22 protein-coding genes are annotated in these 21,365 nt (G+C 66.3%); 13 read left to right on the plus strand and 9 right to left on the minus strand.

Annotated features, from left to right (window positions below; translation table 11 throughout):
* Nucleotides 1-74: 74 nt before the first annotated feature.
* Nucleotides 75-737: a hypothetical protein gene (locus C8258_RS15110; protein WP_146161243.1), complete on the minus strand. Its 663-nt coding sequence runs from the start codon at nucleotides 735-737 to the stop codon at nucleotides 75-77.
* Nucleotides 738-1,154: 417 nt separating this feature from the next.
* On the opposite strand from C8258_RS15110, the gene C8258_RS15115 reads away from it, so the two are divergent.
* The 5 genes from C8258_RS15115 to C8258_RS15135 all read left to right on the plus strand — a co-directional run bounded on the left by C8258_RS15115 (nucleotide 1,155) and on the right by C8258_RS15135 (nucleotide 5,334).
* Nucleotides 1,155-2,246, plus strand: coding sequence for an acyl-CoA desaturase (locus tag C8258_RS15115; RefSeq protein ID WP_106955729.1), 1,092 nt, complete (start codon nucleotides 1,155-1,157; stop codon nucleotides 2,244-2,246).
* 416 nt (nucleotides 2,247-2,662) lie between these two features.
* Entirely contained in the window at nucleotides 2,663-3,106 is a 444-nt protein-coding gene (locus C8258_RS15120; RefSeq protein WP_106955730.1) for a TIGR03618 family F420-dependent PPOX class oxidoreductase, read from the plus strand.
* 22 nt (nucleotides 3,107-3,128) lie between these two features.
* A complete protein-coding gene (locus C8258_RS15125; protein WP_106955731.1) occupies nucleotides 3,129-4,055 on the plus strand; it encodes a haloalkane dehalogenase in 927 nt (308 codons plus the stop codon).
* Nucleotides 4,056-4,591: 536 nt separating this feature from the next.
* The gene (locus C8258_RS15130) at nucleotides 4,592-4,873 is read left to right on the plus strand and encodes a helix-turn-helix transcriptional regulator (protein WP_106955732.1); all 282 of its coding nucleotides are present in this window, start codon (nucleotides 4,592-4,594) and stop codon (nucleotides 4,871-4,873) included.
* Nucleotides 4,837-5,334, plus strand: a complete 498-nt coding sequence (locus tag C8258_RS15135) for a hypothetical protein (protein ID WP_146161244.1) — start codon at nucleotides 4,837-4,839, stop codon at nucleotides 5,332-5,334. Before C8258_RS15130 ends, C8258_RS15135 begins: the two co-directional genes overlap by 37 nt.
* 23 nt (nucleotides 5,335-5,357) lie before the next feature.
* Here C8258_RS15135 and C8258_RS15140 read toward each other — a convergent pair whose 3' ends face one another.
* The gene (locus C8258_RS15140; RefSeq protein WP_199195713.1) at nucleotides 5,358-6,299 is read right to left on the minus strand and encodes an AraC family transcriptional regulator; all 942 of its coding nucleotides are present in this window, start codon (nucleotides 6,297-6,299) and stop codon (nucleotides 5,358-5,360) included.
* 100 nt (nucleotides 6,300-6,399) lie between these two features.
* Here C8258_RS15140 and C8258_RS15145 point away from each other — a divergent pair, with 100 nt between their 5' ends.
* The 3 genes from C8258_RS15145 (at nucleotide 6,400) to C8258_RS15155 (ending at nucleotide 9,133) form a co-directional block, all read left to right on the plus strand.
* The gene (locus C8258_RS15145) at nucleotides 6,400-7,401 is read left to right on the plus strand and encodes a zinc-dependent alcohol dehydrogenase family protein (protein ID WP_106955734.1); all 1,002 of its coding nucleotides are present in this window, start codon (nucleotides 6,400-6,402) and stop codon (nucleotides 7,399-7,401) included.
* 235 nt (nucleotides 7,402-7,636) lie between these two features.
* Nucleotides 7,637-8,581: a hypothetical protein gene (locus C8258_RS15150; RefSeq protein ID WP_146161245.1), complete on the plus strand. Its 945-nt coding sequence runs from the start codon at nucleotides 7,637-7,639 to the stop codon at nucleotides 8,579-8,581.
* A 219-nt stretch (nucleotides 8,582-8,800) separates the two neighbouring features.
* Entirely contained in the window at nucleotides 8,801-9,133 is a 333-nt protein-coding gene (locus C8258_RS15155; RefSeq protein ID WP_106955736.1) for a putative quinol monooxygenase, read from the plus strand.
* On the opposite strand, the gene C8258_RS15160 is transcribed toward C8258_RS15155, so the two are convergent.
* Nucleotides 9,120-9,692: a class I SAM-dependent methyltransferase gene (locus C8258_RS15160; RefSeq protein WP_106955737.1), complete on the minus strand. Its 573-nt coding sequence runs from the start codon at nucleotides 9,690-9,692 to the stop codon at nucleotides 9,120-9,122. The genes C8258_RS15155 and C8258_RS15160 overlap by 14 nt on opposite strands.
* Nucleotides 9,693-9,933: 241 nt before the next feature.
* Here C8258_RS15160 and C8258_RS15165 point away from each other — a divergent pair, with 241 nt between their 5' ends.
* Nucleotides 9,934-11,298 carry a CYTH and CHAD domain-containing protein gene (locus C8258_RS15165; protein WP_106955738.1) on the plus strand — a complete coding sequence of 455 codons (1,365 nt, stop codon included), beginning with the start codon at nucleotides 9,934-9,936 and terminating at the stop codon, nucleotides 11,296-11,298.
* Between the two features lie 21 nt (nucleotides 11,299-11,319).
* On the opposite strand, the gene pip is transcribed toward C8258_RS15165, so the two are convergent.
* Genes pip through C8258_RS15180 form a run of 3 tightly spaced genes read right to left on the minus strand, consistent with a single transcriptional unit; the run spans nucleotide 11,320 to nucleotide 13,925 of the window.
* A complete protein-coding gene (gene pip, locus C8258_RS15170) occupies nucleotides 11,320-12,273 on the minus strand; it encodes a prolyl aminopeptidase (RefSeq protein WP_106955739.1) in 954 nt (317 codons plus the stop codon).
* A gap of 42 nt (nucleotides 12,274-12,315) precedes the next feature.
* Nucleotides 12,316-12,654: a hypothetical protein gene (locus C8258_RS15175; RefSeq protein ID WP_106955740.1), complete on the minus strand. Its 339-nt coding sequence runs from the start codon at nucleotides 12,652-12,654 to the stop codon at nucleotides 12,316-12,318.
* 56 nt (nucleotides 12,655-12,710) lie between these two features.
* A complete protein-coding gene (locus C8258_RS15180; RefSeq protein WP_106955741.1) occupies nucleotides 12,711-13,925 on the minus strand; it encodes a citrate synthase in 1,215 nt (404 codons plus the stop codon).
* Nucleotides 13,926-13,979: 54 nt separating this feature from the next.
* Here C8258_RS15180 and C8258_RS15185 point away from each other — a divergent pair, with 54 nt between their 5' ends.
* The gene (locus C8258_RS15185) at nucleotides 13,980-15,092 is read left to right on the plus strand and encodes a DUF2332 domain-containing protein (RefSeq protein ID WP_106955742.1); all 1,113 of its coding nucleotides are present in this window, start codon (nucleotides 13,980-13,982) and stop codon (nucleotides 15,090-15,092) included.
* On the opposite strand, the gene C8258_RS15190 is transcribed toward C8258_RS15185, so the two are convergent.
* Nucleotides 15,075-15,518: a MarR family winged helix-turn-helix transcriptional regulator gene (locus C8258_RS15190; RefSeq protein ID WP_106955743.1), complete on the minus strand. Its 444-nt coding sequence runs from the start codon at nucleotides 15,516-15,518 to the stop codon at nucleotides 15,075-15,077. The genes C8258_RS15185 and C8258_RS15190 overlap by 18 nt on opposite strands.
* An 89-nt stretch (nucleotides 15,519-15,607) precedes the next feature.
* Between C8258_RS15190 and C8258_RS15195 the strand changes: the two genes are divergently transcribed.
* Nucleotides 15,608-16,126 carry an isoprenylcysteine carboxylmethyltransferase family protein gene (locus tag C8258_RS15195; RefSeq protein ID WP_106955744.1) on the plus strand — a complete coding sequence of 173 codons (519 nt, stop codon included), beginning with the start codon at nucleotides 15,608-15,610 and terminating at the stop codon, nucleotides 16,124-16,126.
* Between the two features lie 14 nt (nucleotides 16,127-16,140).
* On the opposite strand, the gene C8258_RS15200 is transcribed toward C8258_RS15195, so the two are convergent.
* Complete coding sequence (locus C8258_RS15200) at nucleotides 16,141-17,568, minus strand: FAD-binding oxidoreductase (protein ID WP_106955745.1); 1,428 nt, start codon at nucleotides 17,566-17,568, stop codon at nucleotides 16,141-16,143.
* Nucleotides 17,569-18,073: 505 nt separating this feature from the next.
* Nucleotides 18,074-19,372, minus strand: a complete 1,299-nt coding sequence (locus C8258_RS15205; RefSeq protein ID WP_106955746.1) for a glycosyltransferase — start codon at nucleotides 19,370-19,372, stop codon at nucleotides 18,074-18,076.
* Between the two features lie 91 nt (nucleotides 19,373-19,463).
* Here C8258_RS15205 and C8258_RS15210 point away from each other — a divergent pair, with 91 nt between their 5' ends.
* Both C8258_RS15210 and C8258_RS15215 read left to right on the plus strand, forming a co-directional pair.
* Nucleotides 19,464-20,102 (plus strand): TetR/AcrR family transcriptional regulator, encoded by a 639-nt coding sequence (locus C8258_RS15210; protein ID WP_063008163.1) that lies wholly within the window; start codon nucleotides 19,464-19,466, stop codon nucleotides 20,100-20,102.
* A 156-nt stretch (nucleotides 20,103-20,258) separates the two neighbouring features.
* Complete coding sequence (locus C8258_RS15215) at nucleotides 20,259-21,365, plus strand: 4Fe-4S binding protein (protein ID WP_106955747.1); 1,107 nt, start codon at nucleotides 20,259-20,261, stop codon at nucleotides 21,363-21,365.

A 21,365-nucleotide genomic window follows, 5' to 3' on the forward strand; every position in this document is an offset into this window, starting at 1 on the left:
GCTGCTCTGGTGTCCCCGGTGCTCCTGAGTGCTGGATGAACTGCGTGCCGGAACCGAGAGCGGAGCAGGACAGACTATGCCTCCCCGGACAGCGACCCTCGCGATTCGAACGCCTCCGCGAACCGCGGGTGCGCCCTGATCCGTGCCGAATCGAGATCGACGATAGGCCGGAACAGCACGAATGTCGTCGAGCGGCGGTAGAGCAAGTATGCGGCGATCAACCCGAAAAGTCCCCATCCCGGGAAGACAGCCAGTACGAGTGCTACGGGAAGGTGGTCGGAGGTCGTTGTTTGGGTGGCTGCGAGCATGACGAGGATGGCGGCGAGGCCCAGTAGAACGATCGCATGGCCGGTGTACTGGCAAAGCTGGCTTGTGCGTTTGCATTTCGTACAGATCGGCCAGGTTCCCTCGAGGACAGTGGATGGCGGGTTGACCTCGACCCATCTGAACGTGGCGATGCGGTAGAAACCTCGTAGCAGAAATCGAACTTCATACGAAGGGGTCCGCTGTATCCATTGTTGTTCCGCAGAACGCCGGGCCGTCTTCGGCCTGAAGTCGAAGTCCTTGTTGCGCTGTTCGATTGCGGTTTCGCCGTGACGAGTGCATACGTTGGGTAGCTCGTCGGACAGTTGTAGGACGAACGTTTCCTGCGGATCGAAATGGGGGTCTGCGGCGAAGTCTTCGCGGAGGCGAATCCGCACTGCGACATCGGTTTGCCTGCGAGGTCGGGTGCTCACTCCAGCCATCCTCCGTTGCGTCGCGGACGTAAACAACTCTTCGTCCGATTTCTCGGGTGTGGGCCCTCCTGAGCACGTGGCCGGGGCTCGCCGGACGGCTATCACCCGCTGCACCATCGAACTGCGGCAACGGCGAAACATCTGACGAGTGGCCGGAACCCGTGCCGTTTGGAGGTCGGGCGGCCGACTGCACACTAGTTGGATCTTGCCCCGGCATTCGGGCCAGCGCCGCACCTGTGTCACCCCACAGTTCGATCCCGATCCCATACCTGGGTATGACATGAAACTAGGACCCGGCCAATAGCTTTGGTGTATCGAAGTCGCCACACCGACCCACTGAGCAGTGCCCGCCGAATCTCCAGCGAGACGGGTATCGAGGGGCTGAGGTGGTATCCGCGCCTGCTCTCAGGGAGAACTATGACGACACCGGCCTTGGTCCCACACTCACGCTCGCGGCGCACCGGCGCCGACGGTGATTACGCCCGACTGCTTCGTCGTGTCTCCGACGCGGGCTTGATGGACCGCCGTCCCGGCTACTACCTCATCCGGCTCAGCCTCGTGGGGATTGCGTTCGTGGCCGGCTGGGTGGCGTTCGTTCTGGTCGGCGACTCGTGGTGGACGCTGATGGTCGCGGCGATCATGGCCGTCACGTTCGCTCAGGTCGCGCTCGTTATGCATGATGTCGCGCATCGTCAGGTCTTTCGGCTGCGGCGTCCGACCGAGATCATGGGTCGGGTTGTCGGGAATGCGGGGATCGGGCTGGGGTATGGGTGGTGGCAGGACAAGCACACTCGGCATCACGCCAACCCGAATCATGAGGAGCTCGATCCCGATGTCGCGCCCGACATTCTGGTGTGGTCGCAGCGGCAGGCGCGCGATAGTCGTGGGCTGCCTCGGCTGATCGGGCGGGCGCAGGCGTTCCTGTTCTTCCCGCTGTTGCTGTTGGAGGGCCTGAACTTGCATGTGGCCGGGGTGCGTGCGCTTTGGAGCCGGGCAGTCAAGCACCGCGTGTTGGAGGGGGCGTTGCTCCTCGGCCACTTCGCTGTCTATCTGGGCGCACTGTTCGCAATTCTGCCCGCCGACAAGGCTTTTGCGTTCTTCGCTGTGCATCAGGCGCTGTTCGGTCTCTACATGGGGTGCATCTTCGCGCCGAACCACAAAGGGATGCAGACCTTCACCGGGGACGACCGGCCCGACTACCTGCGCCGGCAGGTGCTGACCTCGCGCAATGTACGTGGCGGCGCGTTGACCGATATCGCCCTCGGCGGGCTGAACTATCAGATCGAGCATCACTTGTTCCCGAGCATGCCCACTCCGAACTTGCGGCATGCCCAGGTCATCGTCCGCGAGTACTGTGCCGAAATCGGCGTGCCGTATCACGAGACCGGGCTGGTCGCCTCGTACCGCGAGGCGCTGAGGCACCTGCATGACGTCGGTGTGCCGTTGCGTGCCGGAGGTCCACGCCAGGCACAGGATGAACCGATCGAGGGGTCTACAGCGGGACGCTAGGCCGATTCGAACGCCCTTCCCTCAGCGCTACGTCCTCGCCTCACCGCGTCAGGCACCCGCAGCACGGCACCTGGCGACACCGCGTCACGCGCTCGTGTCATCGCTACACGCGCCGGCCCCCCGCGTCACGGCGGTAAGTCAGTGGAGCCGTGCTGCCACGGAGAAGTGGTCGTGTCCTCCATCCACAGCATCGAGCAGTGAGGGAGGGATGTGAACTGATCGTGCAAACCTCGTCGAATTTTGCAGTTTTCTCGCATTCTCGTCGAGGTTTGCACGGAAAATTCAGCCCAGATGCCCAGCCGGCACCGCGCGGGGCGAGTTCCAGCGAACTTCGTGAAGTCGCCACCGTTCGCGCTGTTCACCAAAGCGCACAATGGGCCGTGCGAGGATCGGAGCATCCAACCACGGGAGATGTGATGACCACACTGGAACAGGCAGTGGAACTCGGTCGCGCCGAGAAGGGGCTCGCCGTCGTCTCCACCCTCAGATCCGATCAGACCATTCAGTCGACGCTGGTCAACGTCGGGTTGTTGGCTCATCCTTCGACGGGTGACCCGGTTCTGGGGTTCGTGACCTACGGCAAGGTGAAGCTCGCGAATCTCCGCGCTCGGCCGCAGGTGAGCGCCACATTCCGGCAAGGGTGGGCGTGGGCGACGGTGGAGGGGCGGGGTCAGATCGTCGGGCCCGACGATCCGCAGCCGTGGATCGATGCCGAGGGGTTGCGCAGGCTTCTGCGTGATGTGTTCGCGGCCGCCGGCGGTGAGCACGACGACTGGGACGAGTACGACCGCGTGATGGCGGCGGAGCGCCGCGCGGCGGTCCTGGTCGAACCGACCCGGGTGTACAGCAACGGCAGCTAGTTTCGACGAAAGGGATTGGGCCATGCGGATACTGAGAACCCTCGATGAGCGCTTCGCGGGACTGCCCGACTTCCCGTTCGAACCGCATTACGTCGAGGTGCCGGGCGACGACGGGACCACGTTGCGGGTTCACTACCTGGACGAAGGGCCGTCCGACGGTGAGGTCGTGCTGCTGTTGCACGGTGAGCCGTCGTGGTCGTATCTGTATCGGCGTATGATCCCGGTTCTGGTCTCGGCCGGGCTGCGGGCGGTCGCGATCGATCTCGTCGGATTCGGCCGCAGTGACAAGCCGGCGGACCGCGCCGACTACACCTATCAGGCACACGTCGACTGGACCTGGGCGGCGATCGAAGCCATCGGCCTCGACCGGATCACTCTCGTATGCCAGGACTGGGGCGGCCTGATCGGGTTGCGACTGGTCGGTGAGCATCCCGAGCGTTTCGCGCGTGTGGTCGCGGCGAATACGTTCTTGCCGACCGGTGATCGCCATCCCGGCGACGCGTTCCTCGCCTGGCAGCGCTTCAGCCAGGACACCCCCGACTTCCGAGCCGGGAAGATCGTCAACGGCGCCTGCCGGACCGAGCTCTCTCCCGAGGTGATCGCAGCCTACGACGCCCCCTTCCCCGACGACACCTACAAGCAGGGCGCCCGCCAGTTCCCGCTCCTGGTACCGACCAGTCCGGAGGATCCTGCGGCGCCCGCGAACCGGGCCGCGTGGGCAGTTCTGGAGACGTTCGAGCGGCCGTTCCTGTGCGCGTTCTCGGACTCGGATCCGATCACGCGCGGCGGAGACAAGGTGCTGTCGACGAAAATCCCTGGCGCCGCAGCCCATTCGCCGGTGACCATCACCTCGGCCGGGCATTTCCTCCAGGAGGACAAGGGCGAAGAGCTCGCTGCAGTGGTCGTCGACTTCGTCCGTGCGACGCCACTGGACGAGTCGCCTGCTTGAGGTAGCCGGATCGGTGGCGTGCCGACTCGACCGCCGCCGCTGTCCGCTTGCAACCGATGGCCGAGGTCGGGACGCCGGGCTCGTCTACTCGCGAGCGGTGGTGCAGCCACCGAAGTTGCATTGCCGGGGTACGTCTGAGGTGTATGGCGCCGGAGCTGTGCGATTCACGTCGGGCCATCGACGAAAAGCGCTGGCCGACACAACTGTACGGCGTTGAGGCCGGTGGGAGCGGCCGGGACTCCCGCTCCAGGCCACGGTCGTCTCGGTGTACTCACCGGAGCGCCTCAACAGTCGAGGGGCGAGGGAGAGCGACCTCCCTCGGGCGCGAACGCCGAACCGGGGTGCAGCCGGAAATCCCCGTCGGGCACCGCCTCGGCGATCCGCGCGCGGGCTCGGCCAATTCCGGATCCAGGTCGTAGGGCAGATCGATCGACCGGGCCACATCCCACCGGATGCAGACGGTATCCGAGCCGACATCGCGGTCGTTCGGCCTGCACATGATCCGAGGCCGAAAAGACAAGTTTCCTTGACATGGGATGTCAAACATCCTTAACATTTGTTTCGTGGTCGGCGAGCAGCGGGAGCATCCGGTACGTACGCGGCGGCGCGAGTGCCGGATGACCCAGGCGCAGTTGGCGACAACGGTCGGCGTCAGCCGGCAGACCGTGATCTCGATCGAACAGGGCGACTACGCGCCGAGTGTCTATCTCGCACTGCGGATCGCCCGTGCGCTGGGAACGACGGTGGAAGACATTTTCTGGACCGAGGAGCTGGAGGGGACATGGCCAAAACCACTGCATTCGAAGACATCTTCCTAGCGCCCGACGAACCGGCCTGGGGGGACGAGCGTGCTCGCGAGGAGTTCTACCGGGGCTCGACCATGGCGCTGTGCGCGACGATCTACGGCTGCTATGCGATCGCGATCGTCGCCGCGGCGGTGGATGCCAAGTGGGTCTCACTGCTGATCTTCGTGCTCCCCAGCCTCACCTCACTCCTGCTGCTTCGCTATTGCGCGCGGCGCGGCATCGATATGCAGACCCTGCTGAAAGGCTTCCCGCTGCGGCGCAAACGGATTGCCTATGCCACGACGTATCCATTGATCGCGGCATGGCTGATCGTTTTCCTGTGGCGCACGTTGCCGTCGGATTCGTTGCCGCAGAGTCTGTTGGGTGCGGTGGTGGGTGGTGCTATCGGAGCAGGAGTCGCCGCAACCATCGGCAAACTCTTTCGACGCCGCTCCGCAGCGGAGAATCTGCCCGAGGACGACAGCTTCGACTAGTGATCCGTCCGGAGCGGGGGTTATCAGCGCGAAAGATCAAGTGCCGCAGCGCGATAACGACCGGGGGGAGTGCTGTACTCGCGCTTGAATGCCTTGGCGAAGGCGAATTCGGAGGTGTAGCCGACTCGTTGGGCCACAGTGTGCAACGGGGTGTCGTCGGAGCGGAGCAAGCGGCCGGCGAGGGTCATGCGCCACCAGGTCAGATAAGCGAGTGGGGACCGGCCGACCGTGGCGGTGAATCGGCGGGAGAAGGCGGCGCGCGACAGACCGCCGAGGGCGCCGAGTTCTTCTACGGTCCAGGGTTTTTCGGGGCTGGTGTGTATGGCGCGCAGCGCGGTGGCGACGGGGCGATCGGCCAAGGCGGCGGCCCAGCCGTTACGAGGGGTGCCGTCGTCCTCGGTGTCCAACCACCAGGCGCGCAGAATGTAGAGCAGCAATGTGTCGAGCAGGGACGTCACGATGGCGTCCGAACCGGGCTGAGACTCTTCGAGTTCGGTGCCGAGTAGTTCCACCGCCGCACGCAGGGAGCGGTGGGTGCCGACTCGAGGGCGTAAATGGACCACATCGGGCAGATCGGTGAGCAGGGGATGGGCGCGCCGACGATCGAGTTGGTATGCGCCGCACAGTAATAGCGTGAGGGGCGCGCCCGGTGTGTGCGGGTCGGGTGCGGGTGGTGGCCAGGATCCGTCGGGCAGCGGGTTCACCGCTCGCAGCGGCGCGGACGGATCGCTGGCCAGTGCGTGGCCGCGGCCGTGCGGCAGGAAGACGATATCGCCGGGGCCGAGCGGAGTCGGCTCGCGGTTCTCGAGGATCAACCATGCCGAACCTTGCAGCACGACATGGAATCCCGTGCCGTCCGACGCGGGGAAACGCATTCCCCACGGGGCCGACCTGTGCTGGCGCGAGGAGTGCGGACGCCCGGTTCGCATCGTCGCGACGGCATCGCTGAGTACGTCCAAGCCCATATCCGCATGGTAGACGAAATCCTGGTAGCGAGACGAACGGACATTTCCGCGAGACTTTCACGCATAGATCATCTCTCCGCTGGTGAATAGCGTCAGTGGCATGACAACCGACGCGATTACCGCACGCACCGTCGTCTTCCACGAACTCGGTGACCCCGAGGTGTTGACCATCGAGAATCTCGACCTGCCGGCGCCTGGACCGAAGGAGGTACTCATTCGCATCGAAGCGCTGGGACTCAACCGGGCGGAGGCATTATTCCGGGCCGGCACCTACTACTACCTGCCGACGCTTCCGGGATCCCGGCTCGGCTACGAATCCTCCGGAGTGATCGAGGCGGTTGGCGCCGACGTGACCGAATACGCTGTGGGAGACAAGGTCTCGACGGGCCCGAATATCGAGATGAGCTCGGCCGGGGTCTATGCCGAGCGGGTGGTGCTGCCGGTGGAGTCGGTGGTCCCGCGCCCGGAGGGCCTCGACGCGGTCACCGGCGCGGCCACCTGGCTCACCTACTCCACCGCATACGGCGGCATGATCGAAACCGGCGGCCTGCGTCCGGGCGACCACGTCCTGATCACCGCGGCGTCCAGTGGCGTCGGTATCGCGGCATTGCAGACCGCCGCCCGCATCGGCGCCATCCCCATCGCGGTCACCCGGACGGGCGAGAAGAGCCGATACCTGCTCGACAACGGAGCGGCGCACGTCATCGCCTCGGCCGATACCGAAGTCGTGGCCGAGACCCGACGCATCACCGACGGCGTCGGCGCACAGCTGATCTTCGACGCCGTCGGCGGGCCCGGCCTGGCCGAATTGAGCAGGGCGGCAGCGCATAACGGCACGATCGTCGTCTACGGCTGGCTCGACCAGCGCCCGATGGCCATGCCCATGAACTGGCCGCTTCGAATCCTCGGCTACGCCAATATGGAACTGTCGGTCACCGCCGACGGCCGCCGCCGGATCAACCACTGGATCGCCTCCGGCATCCGCGACGGTGTGTTCCGCCCCCACGTTGGCGCGGTCTTCGACGGCCTCGACAGCATCCGCGAGGCCCACCGCCTGATGGAGTCCAGCACCCACACCGGCAAGATCGTCGTCAAACTCTGAGAAGCCGTTCTTTTCGCCCCGCCGCCGGATTTCCCCGGCAACCGTCACCGGGTCGGCCAGAAGAACCCCGGCCTCGGCAACCTGGTGCGGTATGCGATGTCTGCCCGCAGCCCTTCGAATTGTGGGCTGGACGCCGCGCAGGGATTGGGTGATCGTCGTAGGGGTGGGCGGAGGGAACACTGCACGAGAGCAACGCCGGTTCGGCCTTCGCGCATGGTGGTTGGGCGGTGCTCTCGTGCTCGTCGCAGCGGTGGTCTTCCGCGGCTGGTGGTGGGAGCTGTGCGTGAGGTGGTCGCGCGGCCCGCTGCCCGAAGCGAATCTTCTGCTCGGACATTCGGTTCTTTTCTGGGGTCGTCTCGGGAAAAGTCTTCAGTTCGTAGCCGGCTTGCCAGTGATCTTCGATCTGATCGGCGCGGGCGCGTTGAACGAATTCGGTAGCCGGCACGTGAAGCGCCTGAGTAGAGCGAAAGCCAGAATCACAGCCACCCGCGACGCGGCACGGTTACTCGAACGCCTGCGCGCATTGGAATGTGGCGTGAAGTCGGACCTTACGGCCGGGCAACGAGGACGCGACACCCCGGAGTACGAGTCGCTGCTGGCTTCGCTGGTCGAGACGTTCGACGGCGAGCTCATCTGCGCATCGTGCAGATATGCCATGCCACCGGTCTCGATCGCCGACGATATCGTGGTCGTCGGGCCGGAGCCGTGTGTATACAAATGGGAATGTCAGCATGGCCGAGAGATTTTCGAGAGCCAGGTCGAAGCAGCTTTCGTCAACACGCTGGCCGGAAGCGACAAAACAGCGTGGCGTAATGCCGAATACGTCGACCGGCGGGTGGAGCGGATCGGCTCGGTCCTGCTGGGGGTCCTCGCCCTGGTCGCCCCGACTTATCTCATCGCCCAGTGGACGGTGGGATCGCACCTGCCAGGGCTCATGGTGGCGATCGCAATCGGGCTGGTGATACTCGCGCCGTTGACGTTCCTGACCACGCAACCCGATAAACGTCACCGTGCCGGGGCTGTTCTGGCGTGGCTCTGGGCGGTCGTGTGCTGGCTCCCGGTCCCGATCACTCGTTCGATCGTCTGGGTCATGCACCGCGAGCATCCGGCGCACCCTCTGCGCTGGATTGCCCTGGGTCTGTTCATCTTCGGCTCCCTGCTCGACCTGCTGGCCAGCTAGGTCGAAGGCTTACAGCGGCCGGTCCGGTCTCGATGGCGCCACGACGCGCTCGACGTTGTAATCGGGAAAACCCACGACTGAAAGCTCGACCGGTATCGGAATGTGGAACGGCGCGTTCTGGGTTGCGAATCTGCCGGAGACACTGGGGATTCGGCGGCGCACCCGATTCCTGCCTCGGAGTAGCCTCGTCGAAGGAGGGGCAGGCGGAAGGCGAAATGTATGTCCAGCGGGAGTGGGAATATGTTCAGCGTCTACGGGCAAATGACCGCCCTGCCCGGGCGGCGTGACGAGTTGATCGTGTTGCTCCTCGCCGGATTTCGCGCCGGCGGTGACGATAGCGGCCTGCTCCACTACAGCATCAACACCGCATTCGACGACCCGGACACGATCTGGCTGACCCAGCTGTGGCGCGACAAGGACGCGCACGATGAAACCACTCGTTCCGAGCGGGTCGCCGCGGTCTCTCGCCAGGTTCCGCCGCTCCTTGCTCGGCAACCCGACGGGGCCTACGGCCACACCGTTCATGTAGGCGGCAGGCTCACCAACGGGTGATCATTCGTCGCCGTGCGGCCCGTGAGTCGACGGTGGGGTTGAGCATCCCCGTCGGCTCTCGAAATCCGTAGCGGGCGGAGACGGCGGCCACGAGGTCGCGGGTCCGTGCGCATGCTCTGGCGTGGTTGACGACGACACACACCGTGCCACCGCAGCGGACGACCCGCCGGAACTCGCGAAGGGCGCGGAGCGGGTCGTCGAGGTGGTAGAGCATGTGCCTGGCCGTCAGGCAATCCCACGTTCCGTCGCGGGCAGGTATCTGCTGTGCTGTGGCACGGATGCCGACCGCCCCTGGAAGCCGGGCTGCCGCGCTCGCGGCCGAGTGTGAGGCATCGAGTCCGCACAACTGCCCGGCATGCCCACGCTCGGCCAGAAGAGCGAGGAACTCGCTTGTCCCGCAACCGATATCGATCAGATGCTCGGATCCGGCGAGCCGCAACGCGTCGATGACGGAGGTGTTCACGTCGTCGTCGGTCTCGGAATAGAGCCGGTGGGTGCGGATGCGGGTTCGAAGAGGTTCCAGGTTTGCGTACTCGGAGGTGAGCGATGGAGTGGTCATCGGTGCCTTTCCGGATCGGCGCTTCGGCCCATTCTGCGGCCCCGATGAGGTAGCAAGCTGGAAGTTCGGTCGCTCGGCTCCTGGCCCGGGACCGGAGAATGCCCTGGTGCGATCGAAGCCCGATTCGACGAACCGCGTGTTCGCGCCGTCGGGTAGTACGCGGTCACGGTGTCGACACCGTTCCCGCCGGTCGGTGGAGCAACCCACGACTAAAACCGCCCATTCGTGGTAGTCGGGCTATATGGCCACGCACGTGAACGAAAGGGAACGGAAGTACCAGTTGCCGATCACGGGTGGGGTGCCGCTGGATGATATGCCCGGTATGACCCTGGACCCGCTGAGCGAGGAGCAGGTGCTGGACGCCGTCTACCACGACACCGCGGATCTGCGGTTGGCGCACAAGGGAATTACGCTTCGGCGGCGGACCGGTGGGGAGGATGAGGGGTGGCATCTGAAGTTGCCGGTGGGGGAGGATACCCGTGAAGAGATTCAGGTACCGCTGGGGCGCGGGGGCAAGTCGGCGCCGCAGGAGCTGACCGACATGCTCGCGGGGATCACCCGGGGCCGGCCGCTCGCGCCGGTGGCGCATATTCGGACGAAACGGCGGAAATGGCGGCTGTCCGACGATCGGGGCGCAGTGGCGGCGGAGGTCGTCGCCGACAGTGTGTCGGGTCAGACGCTCGGTGAGTCGTCGTCGGTGATGTCGTGGGAGGAGATCGAGGTCGAGTTGACCGGCGGTGGTCCGGATGTGTTCGACAGCGTCGAGAAGAGACTGGGCAAGCCGTCGGATGCGCCGCCGAAGGCGCTGCGCGTCCTCGGTGTCCGTACGACCCAGCGTCCACCCGAGCAGGGTCTGCAGGGCTATATGCGCAAGCAGGCGGACAAGATGATCGAGCAGGACATTCTGATCCGGCGCCGCAGCCCCGACTCGATCCACCAGATGCGGGTCGCCGGTCGTCGGCTGCGCAGCATCCTGCAGGCCTTCAAGGGCTCGCGAGATCTGCGCAACGAGTTGAAGTGGCTCTCCGGTGTCCTCGGCGATATGCGTGATCTCGAGGTTCTGCACGACCACCTCGTCGCGGAGGTCAGGGCCTTGCCGGACGAACTGGTGATCGGCGAGGTACGCCGGCGGCTGACCGAGTCGTTCGTCCCACGCCGATCGGCGGCCCGCACCGACGTGCTCGAGGCGCTGAACAGCGAACGATACTTCGCGCTGCTGGACTGCCTGGAAACCAGCCACCGACTCCCGCTGCACCGCAAGAAGGGCAAGGGGCTGCGCAAGACCCGCCGCCGCATCGACCGTGCGTTCGACGACATCGGTCGGCTCGGCACCGATCGCGGCCTGCACGAGGTGCGGAAGGCGGCGAAACGCACCCGCTACGCAGCCGAGGCGACCGGCAAGAAGAAACTGGCCCGCCGCATGAAGAAGTTGCAGAAATCCCTCGGCGTCCACCAGGACGCGATCGTCGCGCGCGCCGAGGTGCGCACCCTCGGTGTCCAGGCGCACCTGGCCGGGGAGAACGCCTTCACCTACGGATTGCTGTACGGCAGGGAGGTACAGCGCGCCGAGAAGGTGCGTCAATCGCTGCGACTCGGGGAGCGGTAGGTCACCGAAATGTGGGCCTGATCAGACGTCGGGTTGTGCGAAGCGGGCGATGGCGCGTGCAATCGCTTCGCTCATGGCGGGGCTGCCCGTGTGGCCGGAGTCGTCGATGACGTGCAAGCGGGCGTCGGGCCAGACTTTCGCCAGTTCCCAGGCGGTTTCCAGGGGTGCGCTGAGATCGAGGCGGCCGTGGATCAGTTCACCGGGGATTCCGGCCAGCCGCCCGGCCTCGCGCAGCAGCACGCCTTCATCGAGCCACGCCGCGTGCGCGAAGTAGTGAGTGCAGATCCGGACGAAGGCGAGCATGGCCGCGTCCGGCTTGGCACTGTATTGCCCTGGGCGGCCGAGGGATTCGTGCGCGATCACCGCGTCTTCCCAGCGGCACCACTCGATCGCGGCGCTGCGGCGCACCTCCGGGTCCCGGTGTTCGAGTAGCTGCCGGTAACCGTCGACCAGGTCACCGTCGCCGGGCAGCCCCGCCCGGAACCGCTCCCACTCCGCGGGCAGCAGCTGTGCGACACCCCGGTACAGCCAGTCGATTTCGCGGCGTCGGGTGGTGGTGATGCCGACCAACACGATCCCGGTGACCCGCTCCGGGTACCGCTCGGCGTAGGCGAGGATGAGCGTCGAACCCCAGGATCCGCCGTACAGCAGCCAGCGGTCGACGCCGAGATGGGTGCGCAGCCGCTCCATATCCGCGATGAGGTGCTCGGTGGTGTTCACCGACATGTCGGTGTCCGGGTCGGCAGCGCTCGGAATGCTCCGGCCACAACCGCGCTGGTCGAACTGCACGATCCGGAAGACGTTCGGGTCGAACGACTTTCGTGGCCCGGGGCCGCTACCGCTGCCCGGTCCGCCGTGCACCACCAACACCGGCCGGCCAGCGGGGTTACCGCTGGCGCACCAGTACACCTGATTTCCTTGGCCCACCTCGAGCAGGCCGTCGGCGTACGGGTCGATCGCGGGGTAGGGAGGCACGGTTGCCGAGGTTAGCGGAACAGCGGTGCCGGCGTCGACGACTCAGTCGGGGATCAGGGCATACACCTGCACGACGAATTCCTGCGTCGCGCCGGAAGGATCGGCGATGTAGAAACCGCGGCGCGACAACGACTTCCGTTCCAGCGGCATCCGGGTTCTGCCGCCGGAGACGATGTTCGAGAGGACGCGCTGGTCGTAGTTGGCCCGGACGTCGACCATCACGCTGAACTTGATCACTTCGGTGCCGGGCCCGGTCCGCCAGAGCAGTTCTTCCGCTTCCGCCGGCACGGACGCGAACGAGAAGTTGTCACTCGCTCGCGCCTTCTGATTGCGCCGGGGCTGTGAATCCGACCGGACTTCGGCGACCAAGACCTCTCGCATCACTGCCCTCCCTGTATGTCTTGTGCCGCTTCGGGGATGTCCTCGAATCTTAGCGGCTACGGCTGTCCGATCGCCGGTTCGTGATGTCTTCGGTGTCGTGGGACCGCGCGAGGGCGGATGAGCGTCCCGGATTCGTACTCCTCCATCGCGTGGGCCAGCCAGCCCGCCGTTCGCGCGACGGCGAAGATGATTTCGCCCGCACCGGGAATCATGCCGAATACCGTGGCGAGAACGCCGAGTCCGAAATCACTGTTGATCGCGGGCAACCGCCGGTGCCGCAGTTCGGCCGAAATCGCCTCGGCCACAAGCAGAGCCGGATGATCCGGCGCGAGGGTACGGATCGCATCCACCACGTAGGTGCCGCGTGCGTCGCCTGATCGATAGACGGCGTGGCCGGCGCCGGGAATGCGTTCACCGCGACGCAGACGCTCGTCCAGCGCCGTGGGTACGGCGCGGGGATCGGTGATGTCGGCGAGCATCCGCTCCACCGCCAGCGAGGCGCCGCCGTGCATCGGACCACCGAGAACCCCGAGACCGCAGCCGACGACGGCATAGGGGTCGGCGTGCGCCGAGGCCGCGATCCGGGCCGCGAAGGTGGAGGACGCCAGCTCGTGATCGGCCAGCAGAACCATTGCCGCGCATAGTATTCGCAACTCGTCGCCTCCGGCGGGCGCGGAGGCCGACAGTCGTGACCAGAGCATCGCGGCGGCGGAGCGGCCGACCGGGATGGATAGTTGCGGGAGGGCCTCGATCATGCCGGCGATCACGGCGCGCGCGATGGTGACGACGGTTGCGCGGTCGCGGTGGAAACGCAGCGGGTCGCCGACGGCCAGGGTGGTCACGATGAGTTGCAGCCGGTCGATCGGCAACAGGCCCTCGGGCAGGTCGGCCTGTGTCGCGCGTGCGGCTGCCACCGCCTTCTCGGAGGATTCCCAGGGGCCGCTGTCGATGAGGTCGCCGTCCCACAACCATTCGGCGACGGCCTCGAAGCTGTGCGATGCGGCCAGTTCGACGGCGTCGCGACCGCGGAAATATGGCCGGTCGGTGCCCAAGGTGGTGATGCGGGAGGCGATATCGATTTCGGTCGGCGCGGGTTTACGGCGGGGTTTGCCCCGCCGGGCCAGCGCCTCGATCTCCGCCGGATCGAAGAGGCTGCGCCGCCGGACCGGGTCGTAGCGGCGTTTCAGCACCCCGCGGCTGACGTAGGCGTAGAGGGTCGCGGGCTTCACCCCGAGCCGTTCGGTGGCGTCGGCGGTGTCCATCCACTCCATGGGTTGACCATAATCAATATTGATTACGGCTGGGCGGCGGCGCACAGTTCACTCATGCATCTGGTATCGCAATTCGAGTTGCAAGCCAAGGCCTGCGACAAGCTCGGTTCACCGCTGTACGGCTCCCTGCTGCGCGACATCGCGCGCGATATCGACGATCACGGCCCCTGCGCCGCAGTTCTGGAGGGCTACGAGGACATCGACTTCGACTCCGCGGTGCCGTTGCGCTTGCTGGCCGGTGTGCACGCGCTGGTATTGTCCGGCGCCGCAAGCGATCTCGCTCCCTTCTATCCCAGCTCGGGAGCGAGAGTGCGGGCCCACGATCCCGCCGGCGCGTGGGATCCGTTCCGGCAGGTCGTGGCCGATCGGGCCGAATGGATTCGCGACTGGCTGACTCGTCCGCCGCAGACCAACGAGGTCGGTCGGGCCGTTCCGCTGCTGGCCGGGCTGCTCGCGGCGGTCGATGTGACGCCACTGCCGATCCGGTTGCTCGAGCTGGGCGCCAGCGGCGGGCTCAATCTGCGTGCCGACCATTTCCGGTGGGACAGTGGCGATATCGGCTGGGGGCCGGAGGATTCACCGGTCACGATCGCGGACGCGTGGCGAGGGCCGGTCCCGCAGTGGCTGGCCGGCGCGGTGCGACGTCATCCGCGGATCACGGTCGTCGAGCGGCGCGGGTGCGATCCGACGCCGCTGGATCCGTTGTCGCCGGGCGATGCACTCGCGCTGCGCGCCTATGTCTGGCCCGATCAGCAGGCGCGTGCGGCCCGGCTCGACGGAGCGTTGCGACTGGCGGAGAAGATCCCCGTCGATATCGCCGTGACCGGCGCTCGTGACTTCCTCGCCGGCATCGAGGTGGAGCCCGGCACGCTGACCGTGGTGTGGCATTCGGTGATGCGCCAATACGTCGGCAGAGACGAATGGCAGGCGGTCTCCGCCGAGCTGGACCGGCTGGCCGCGGCCTCGTGCGCCGACGCCGGATTCGCCTGTGTCGCTTTCGAACCCCAGAACAACTCCGACGACCGCAACGGGTTCCGGCTCACCGCGCGGATAGGCAAGAACGACCCGGTGATCCTCGCCCGTGCGATGCCGCACGGTGTACCCACGTTCGCCTATCCACTGGACGATCCCGGTAACACCCAGCGGACTCTAATCAGGGATCTGTAAGTTCTCTCGAGCTTCCCGTAGCGCGGCTGTGAGCGCGGTCCGGAGATCACCCTGTATCCCTGCGGCCTCCAACCGGGCGTACCACGCTCGGTCGATGTCGGAGACAGCGGCGCGAGCGATGTGGACGGCGCGCTCACCCTTCTCGGTCAGAACGATCAGTCGTGCCCGGCGATCCGACGGGTCGGGTTGTCGGGCAAGGTAACCCAGATCTACCAGGTTGGCAACGAGTTCGCCCATCGATTGATGGGTGATACCGGCGCGGGCGGCCAGGGTGGTGAGGCGGGTGCCGTCCGAATCGAGGTGGTAGAAGACCGGGTGGTGGGCGGCGGTGATGTCGGGATATCCGGCGGCATGCAGTGTCGTGACGAGTTCGCTGACAATGGTCGCGCTGATACCGCGCAACAGCGCGACGAGCGGCTGATTCACTGCTGCCTCCTGTCGAGACGTGCACTGGACAGTATGCAGGCTACCTGCCTATAATTTGCGCAGGAACCCTGCGCAATGAGGTGGTTGTCATGCGTAAATCCCATGCCGCCGTCGGCACTCTCGTCTTCTTCGTACTCACCCCGGGGACAGTCGCGGGCCTTGTTCCGTGGTGGATTTCGCGCTGGGAGTTCCATCAGCCCTCGCTCGCCGCGCGTATTCTGGGCGCCGTGGTGATCGGCGTGGGGCTGATACCGCTGATCGGTGCGTTCATCGAATTCGCCCGTGCCGCAGGAACACCCGCACCGCTCGCGCCCACCGAGACGCTGGTCGTGAGCGGATTCAATCGCTATGTCCGAAATCCGATGTACCTCGGTGTCGTCATGATCATCACCGGTCAATGGTTGCTGTTCGGCCAGATCGCGCTGCTGATCTACGCTGCTCTCGTCTGGGCGGCGACGGCTCTGTTCGTCGTCACCTACGAGCAGCCGACTCTGGCGGCGCGGTATGGCGAGCAGTACGAGAACTACCGGGCCGCTGTTCCGGCATGGGTGCCCCGGCTGCACCCCTCTGGCAGCCGGGGCGGTGGCTGTGCCGGACCGCCGGCGTAATTCGCTCGGAAACCTTAGTCCCCGAACGGGTCTCGCACGCGATGATTGGCGTGAATCACGTCTGCCGCGTCCCAGCGGTCCTTCGCGGCTACCCATCGCGGCAGGTCGGAGCCGAACAAGCGCTCCGGCGCCGCTGCGCTTTCGGTGAAGCTGCTGATGTCACGATCCGATCGGACGGTGGCGACGGCAGCCGTCAGTGTCTGGAACCCGGTTGCGGCCGCTTCGGCCGCGCCCGGGGCGGGAACTACGGCGACGGCGAACAACAGTGCTGCGGATCCGCGGGTCGGGCTCGCTTCGGTGCGGTCCAGAGCACCGCCGAGGTGGCGCAGTTCGACCGAGGTGAGTGTGTCGGCGGGACCGTCGGTCACCGCGGTGACGATCGCGTCCACCACCTCTGCGGGGAGCGTCCGGAGCAGCGCGCTGCACCCGAGCGCCGGGACCGGAACCGGCGGATCCATATGCAGACCGGCGAGCGCCGTCGGTGCGACGACATCGAATGTGTCGACAAGAGGGGACAATTCACGCAGCGGAGCGAGCAGATCGTGTGCCGTCGCCGCGTCGGCTTGTATGACGGCCTCGATGATCGCGAAGGCCCGTCCGGCGAACATCGGTGGGGCGTCGGGCGCGTCGGGGAAGCGCAGTACTCGTACCACGGAGGTCACGGTCTCGGGCATCGTCGCGGTCCATGCCGTCCAGGCGTGGAAGATGTCGTGGGTCGATTCGACCGGCCAGAACAAAGCGCCGGCGACCACGTCATCGATGGCGTGCAGTCGCAATGTGAGCGCGGTGATCACCGCGATATCGGCGCCGGCGAGGGCCGAATCGAACAGGTCCTCGCCGGCGCGGACGCGGCGGATCACGCCGTCGCCGGTCACGAGTTCGAGCGCGAGAACCGAGGCTCGGGCGGGGCCGTGTGAGCGCGCGAACCAGCCGAGGCCACCACCCAACACGAGGCCGACCACGCCGACGTCCGCGGAGAAACCGCCGATCGGTACGAGGCCCGCGGATGCCGCGGCGGCGGTGAGATCGGCGCAACGGGTGCCGGCGCCGACCTGCGCGATGCGCGCGTCGGCGTCGATCTCGATGCGATCGAGTGCGCCGGTGCGCAGCAGGATCGTGCGTGTGAGGTCGCCCAGCGGGGTGGCGTTGTGGCCGGTGGATTGCGGGGCGACCCGCAGTCCGAGTGCGGCGGCGGCGCGGACGGTGAGTGCCACATCGTCGGTGGTCGCCGCGGTCACCACGGCGATCGGTCGCTGGTCGGCCAGCAATTGCCATGCGGCGCGGGCTTGGTCCCATTCGGCATCCGTGGATCGGATGAGGGCGCCGGACAGTGCCGCCGCGAGGTCGTCGAGGTTGCGAAAGATATTCGGTAACTCAGCGTTTCGATCGACCACGCCGGGTCTGCTGTTCGCGCGGCGGAGGGCTTCGTGCGGGAGGGTCATGGTTTCTCTCCTTGTTGGGTTGCGGCCCGAAACGGGTGCGACGGATCGTCCGGCCCGCGGAAAGTGCAGGGTCGGATGAAGTGAAAGATGATGTGGACGAAATGAATTGGCCTTATGAGGCGATGTGAGAAATGCAGAGCCTTGCGATGATCGGTGTGTCACAGGGTGCACGGCTGGACGCGCTGATCATCGGCCGTGGTGATTCTGGACGGTTTCCAGCCGCCGGGTGGTTCCGCGAAAGGATCGTCTACATCCGGATGCTGGTCGGCACTTCATGGGCGGGAGAAGAGGATTGGGAAGCAAGCGAGCGACAGTATGAGTGGCGGACGCGTGAACCGCGTGGGGTTCGTAGCCCGCACGGCTGGGCATCGAACGACCGGATCCAGCTTCGGAGGCTGACTACTCCGGTATTTCACCGACTCGTAGCAACCAGGTCCGCGCCGCCATGGCCGGTGATCTCGAACGCCGCCACCTCGACCTGATAACCGGACGGACGCCGGTAGCTCTACGCCCGCTGCCGGCCGGCGGACCGCACCGCGTCGGCGATGATGCCGTGCACGGCGTCGGGACCGGGCGATCGACGGATCGAGTCGCCGATAGCCTTGGCGCGCAGACGATAGCGCTCGTCGTTCAAGGCGGTGCGGACCGCGGCGGCGACCTTGTCCGGCGTGGGATTGTCGGTGCGCAGGTCGATGCCGACTCCGGACCAGGCCACCCGCGCACTGACCTCCGTCTTGTCCTCGGTGCGGCCCGCGACCACGATCGGTACGCCGTGTTCGAGCGCGTAGTGCACCCCGCCGTAGCCCCCATTGGTGACGAAGACGTCGGTCTGCGGCAGTAACCGGTCGTAGGGGAGGAATTCGGCGACGCGCACATTGGCGGGCAGGTCGTTCGGCAGTGTGTCGACCGGTCGTCCGCCGGTGCTGACCACGACGATCACGTCGTCGTGGGCGAGTGCGCGCACCGTGGGTTCGATCAGATTCCATTCGCCGGTGGCGACCGTGCCCTGTGTCACGTGCACGACGCGGCGGCCGGCGAGATCGTCCCACCACTCGGGCACCGGCATCGCCGACGGCCGCGACCGGGCCACCGGCCCGACGAAATGCACGGTGTCGGGCAGGCCGCGGCGCACGTATTCGAATTCGGGGACGGTGAACTGCACGATGTGGTCGGCTCCGGCCGGCCAGTCGAGGAAGAACCGCGGCAGTGCGTGACCGGTCTCGGCGCGCGCGATCTCGTTCGCGAAGCGCTGGACGGGAGCGAACACGCCCTTCTCCGCGCCGAGGGTGAGCACCGCGTTGCGCAGGCGCCCCAGCGGTCCGCGCATCGGTGCGATCCCGAGACCGAACGGCGCGACGTCCGGATGCTTCAGCGCGAGCGGCAGAATGCCCAGATTGACCAGCAGTGGCCGCTCCGTGCGCGGAATACCGCTGAACACCGCGGCGGCGGCGAACATCGACTCGGCGAGAACGGCATCGGTGGGCTCGGCGGCGATGGCCTCGCGGACCGCTCGCAGCTGGGCGGGCACCGGGCGGAGGAAGATCTCGATCATGTCGTAGCGAATCCCAGCGGGGCCCGACAGTCCGCGACGTCCGGGGAAGGCCGCGTCGATATCGCGATCGTCGTAGTCCGCCTCGGGTGGAAGGGGCAGGAATTCGGCGCCGGTGGCCAGGACGTCGTCGCGGAAGCGGGTGCCGGTGAGGAACCGCACGCGGTCACCCGCGGCGATGAGTGCCTCCGCGACGGACAGCAGAGGCGTGACATGGCTGCGCACGGGTGTGGCGGTCAGGAGAACGGAGGTCATGGGCAGGTCTTCCCGAGTGTGAAGCGACGTAAGATTGGTGACACCGATGAAGTATTCACTACCTCGCCGGGGTAGTCAATTAGGAATTGGGATGAGCGACAAGACCGCAACACGGACCTATCGATCCGCCCTGCGCAGCGAACAGGCCGCGGCCACCCGCCGCCGCGTGCTCGAGGCCGCGGCCGCCTGCTTCGTGGAGCGCGGCTACAGCGGCACGTCGCTGTCCGATATCGGGTCGCGCGCCGGAGTGTCGACCGAGACCGTGAAGGCCAACGGCCCCAAACGCAATCTGCTGCTGGGCGCCTTCGAGCAGGCATTCGCGGGAGAAGAGGGGGAGGCGCCGGTATCGGACAGCGATGCCGCGGCCGAGGTCAACGCCATCGCCGACCAGGAGGGTTTCCTGCGAGCGGCCGCCGGGTTCGTCGCCGCGGCCAACGCCCGCACCAGCGTGCTGTGGACGGAGTTCCTGAGCGCGGCGAACGCCGATACCGCCGTCGCCGAGGCGCTGGCCGGACTGCTGACGCGCCGCAAACAGGACTACCGCAACGTGATCGGCATGTTGCTCGAACGCGGAATAGCCCGAGACGGCACCGATCCCGAGACCGCGGCCGACGAGCTGTCCTTCCTCTGGTCGCCCGAAAGTCACCAGCAGCTCGTCCTGCAGGGCGGATGGAGTATGGAACGCTACGAACAGTGGCTCGTCGCCGCGGTCCGGCGCCAATTCGGCTGAGGTTCCAAAGCCGTTGCTGTGCAGTGATCTTCGAGTCGGGATCGGATTGCGTTTCGATAACGTCTGCTGCCGCGGCGATTACCGGCGATGAATTCCGGCGACCGGATTCGTCTATCTCTTCGAGGCCATAACGTCTCGTGGAGATAGGAGGGCGCGATGTCGTCAACTGACCGGGAGCCGACCGAGGCAGGGCGCTACGCGGAGCATCCGACCGTGAAAAACCTTGCCGCCCAAGGGCGAAAGGCACCCGATCCGGTGCTGACCGCCGCGCGGCTGCGCGAGATCTGTCTCGCCGCCGGTGCCGACGACGTGGGCTTCGTCTCCGTCGAGGATCCGAAGGTCGCGGAGGAGCGCGAGCACGCGCGCGGCATTCTGCCGTCCGCCCGCACCTTCGTGGCCTTCTGCATCCGGATGAACCGCGACAATCTGCGCAGCCCGATGCGCAGCCTCGCCAATGCCGAGTTCAACCATGCCGACGACGAGACGAATGTGGTGTCGCGGCGCATCACCCGGGCCCTCGAGGAGGCCGGCTATCGCGCGGTCTACCCGGCGCCCGGCTATCCGATGGAGGTCGAACAGTTCCCGGGACGGATATGGGTGCTCGCGCACAAGGTGGTGGCCGAGGCCGCGGGCCTGGGCGTCATGGGAATTCACCGCAACGTGATTCATCCGAAGTTCGGCAACTTCATTTTGCTCGGCACCGTGGTGACCGACGCCGTCGTCGACGAGCCGAGTACGGCACTGGACTTCAGCCCGTGCCTGGAATGCAAGTTGTGCGTCTCCGCGTGCCCGGTCGGCGCGATCACCAACGACGGTGGTTTCGATTTCCAAGCCTGCTACACCCACAACTATCGCGAGTTCATGGGCGGCTTCACCGACTGGGCCGAAAACGTCGCCGACAGCGCCGGCCGCGACGACTACCGCGAGCGCGTGACCCGGGGCGAGTCGTTCTCGATGTGGCAGAGCCTGTCGTTCAAACCCAACTACAAGGCCGGCTACTGCATGGCCGTATGCCCGGCCGGTGAAGACGTGATCGGCGCCTTTATCGACGACCGGAAAACGCATCTCGACGAAGTGGTGCGTCCGTTGCAGAACAAATCCGAAACCGTCTATGTGCTACCGGGATCCGCGGCCGAGGAACATGTGACGCGCCGGTTTCCCAACAAGACGCCGAAGCCGGTCGGCAACGGTTTCGGCGACGAGGTCAACGATCTGCTCGATCAGATCGGGCCGCGCCCGCGGCGGGGGAATACGTCGGAGTGA

The sequence above is a fragment of the Nocardia sp. MDA0666 genome, from assembly GCF_003023875.1.
In the GTDB taxonomy this organism is placed as follows: Bacteria; Actinomycetota; Actinomycetes; order Mycobacteriales; family Mycobacteriaceae; genus Nocardia; species Nocardia aobensis.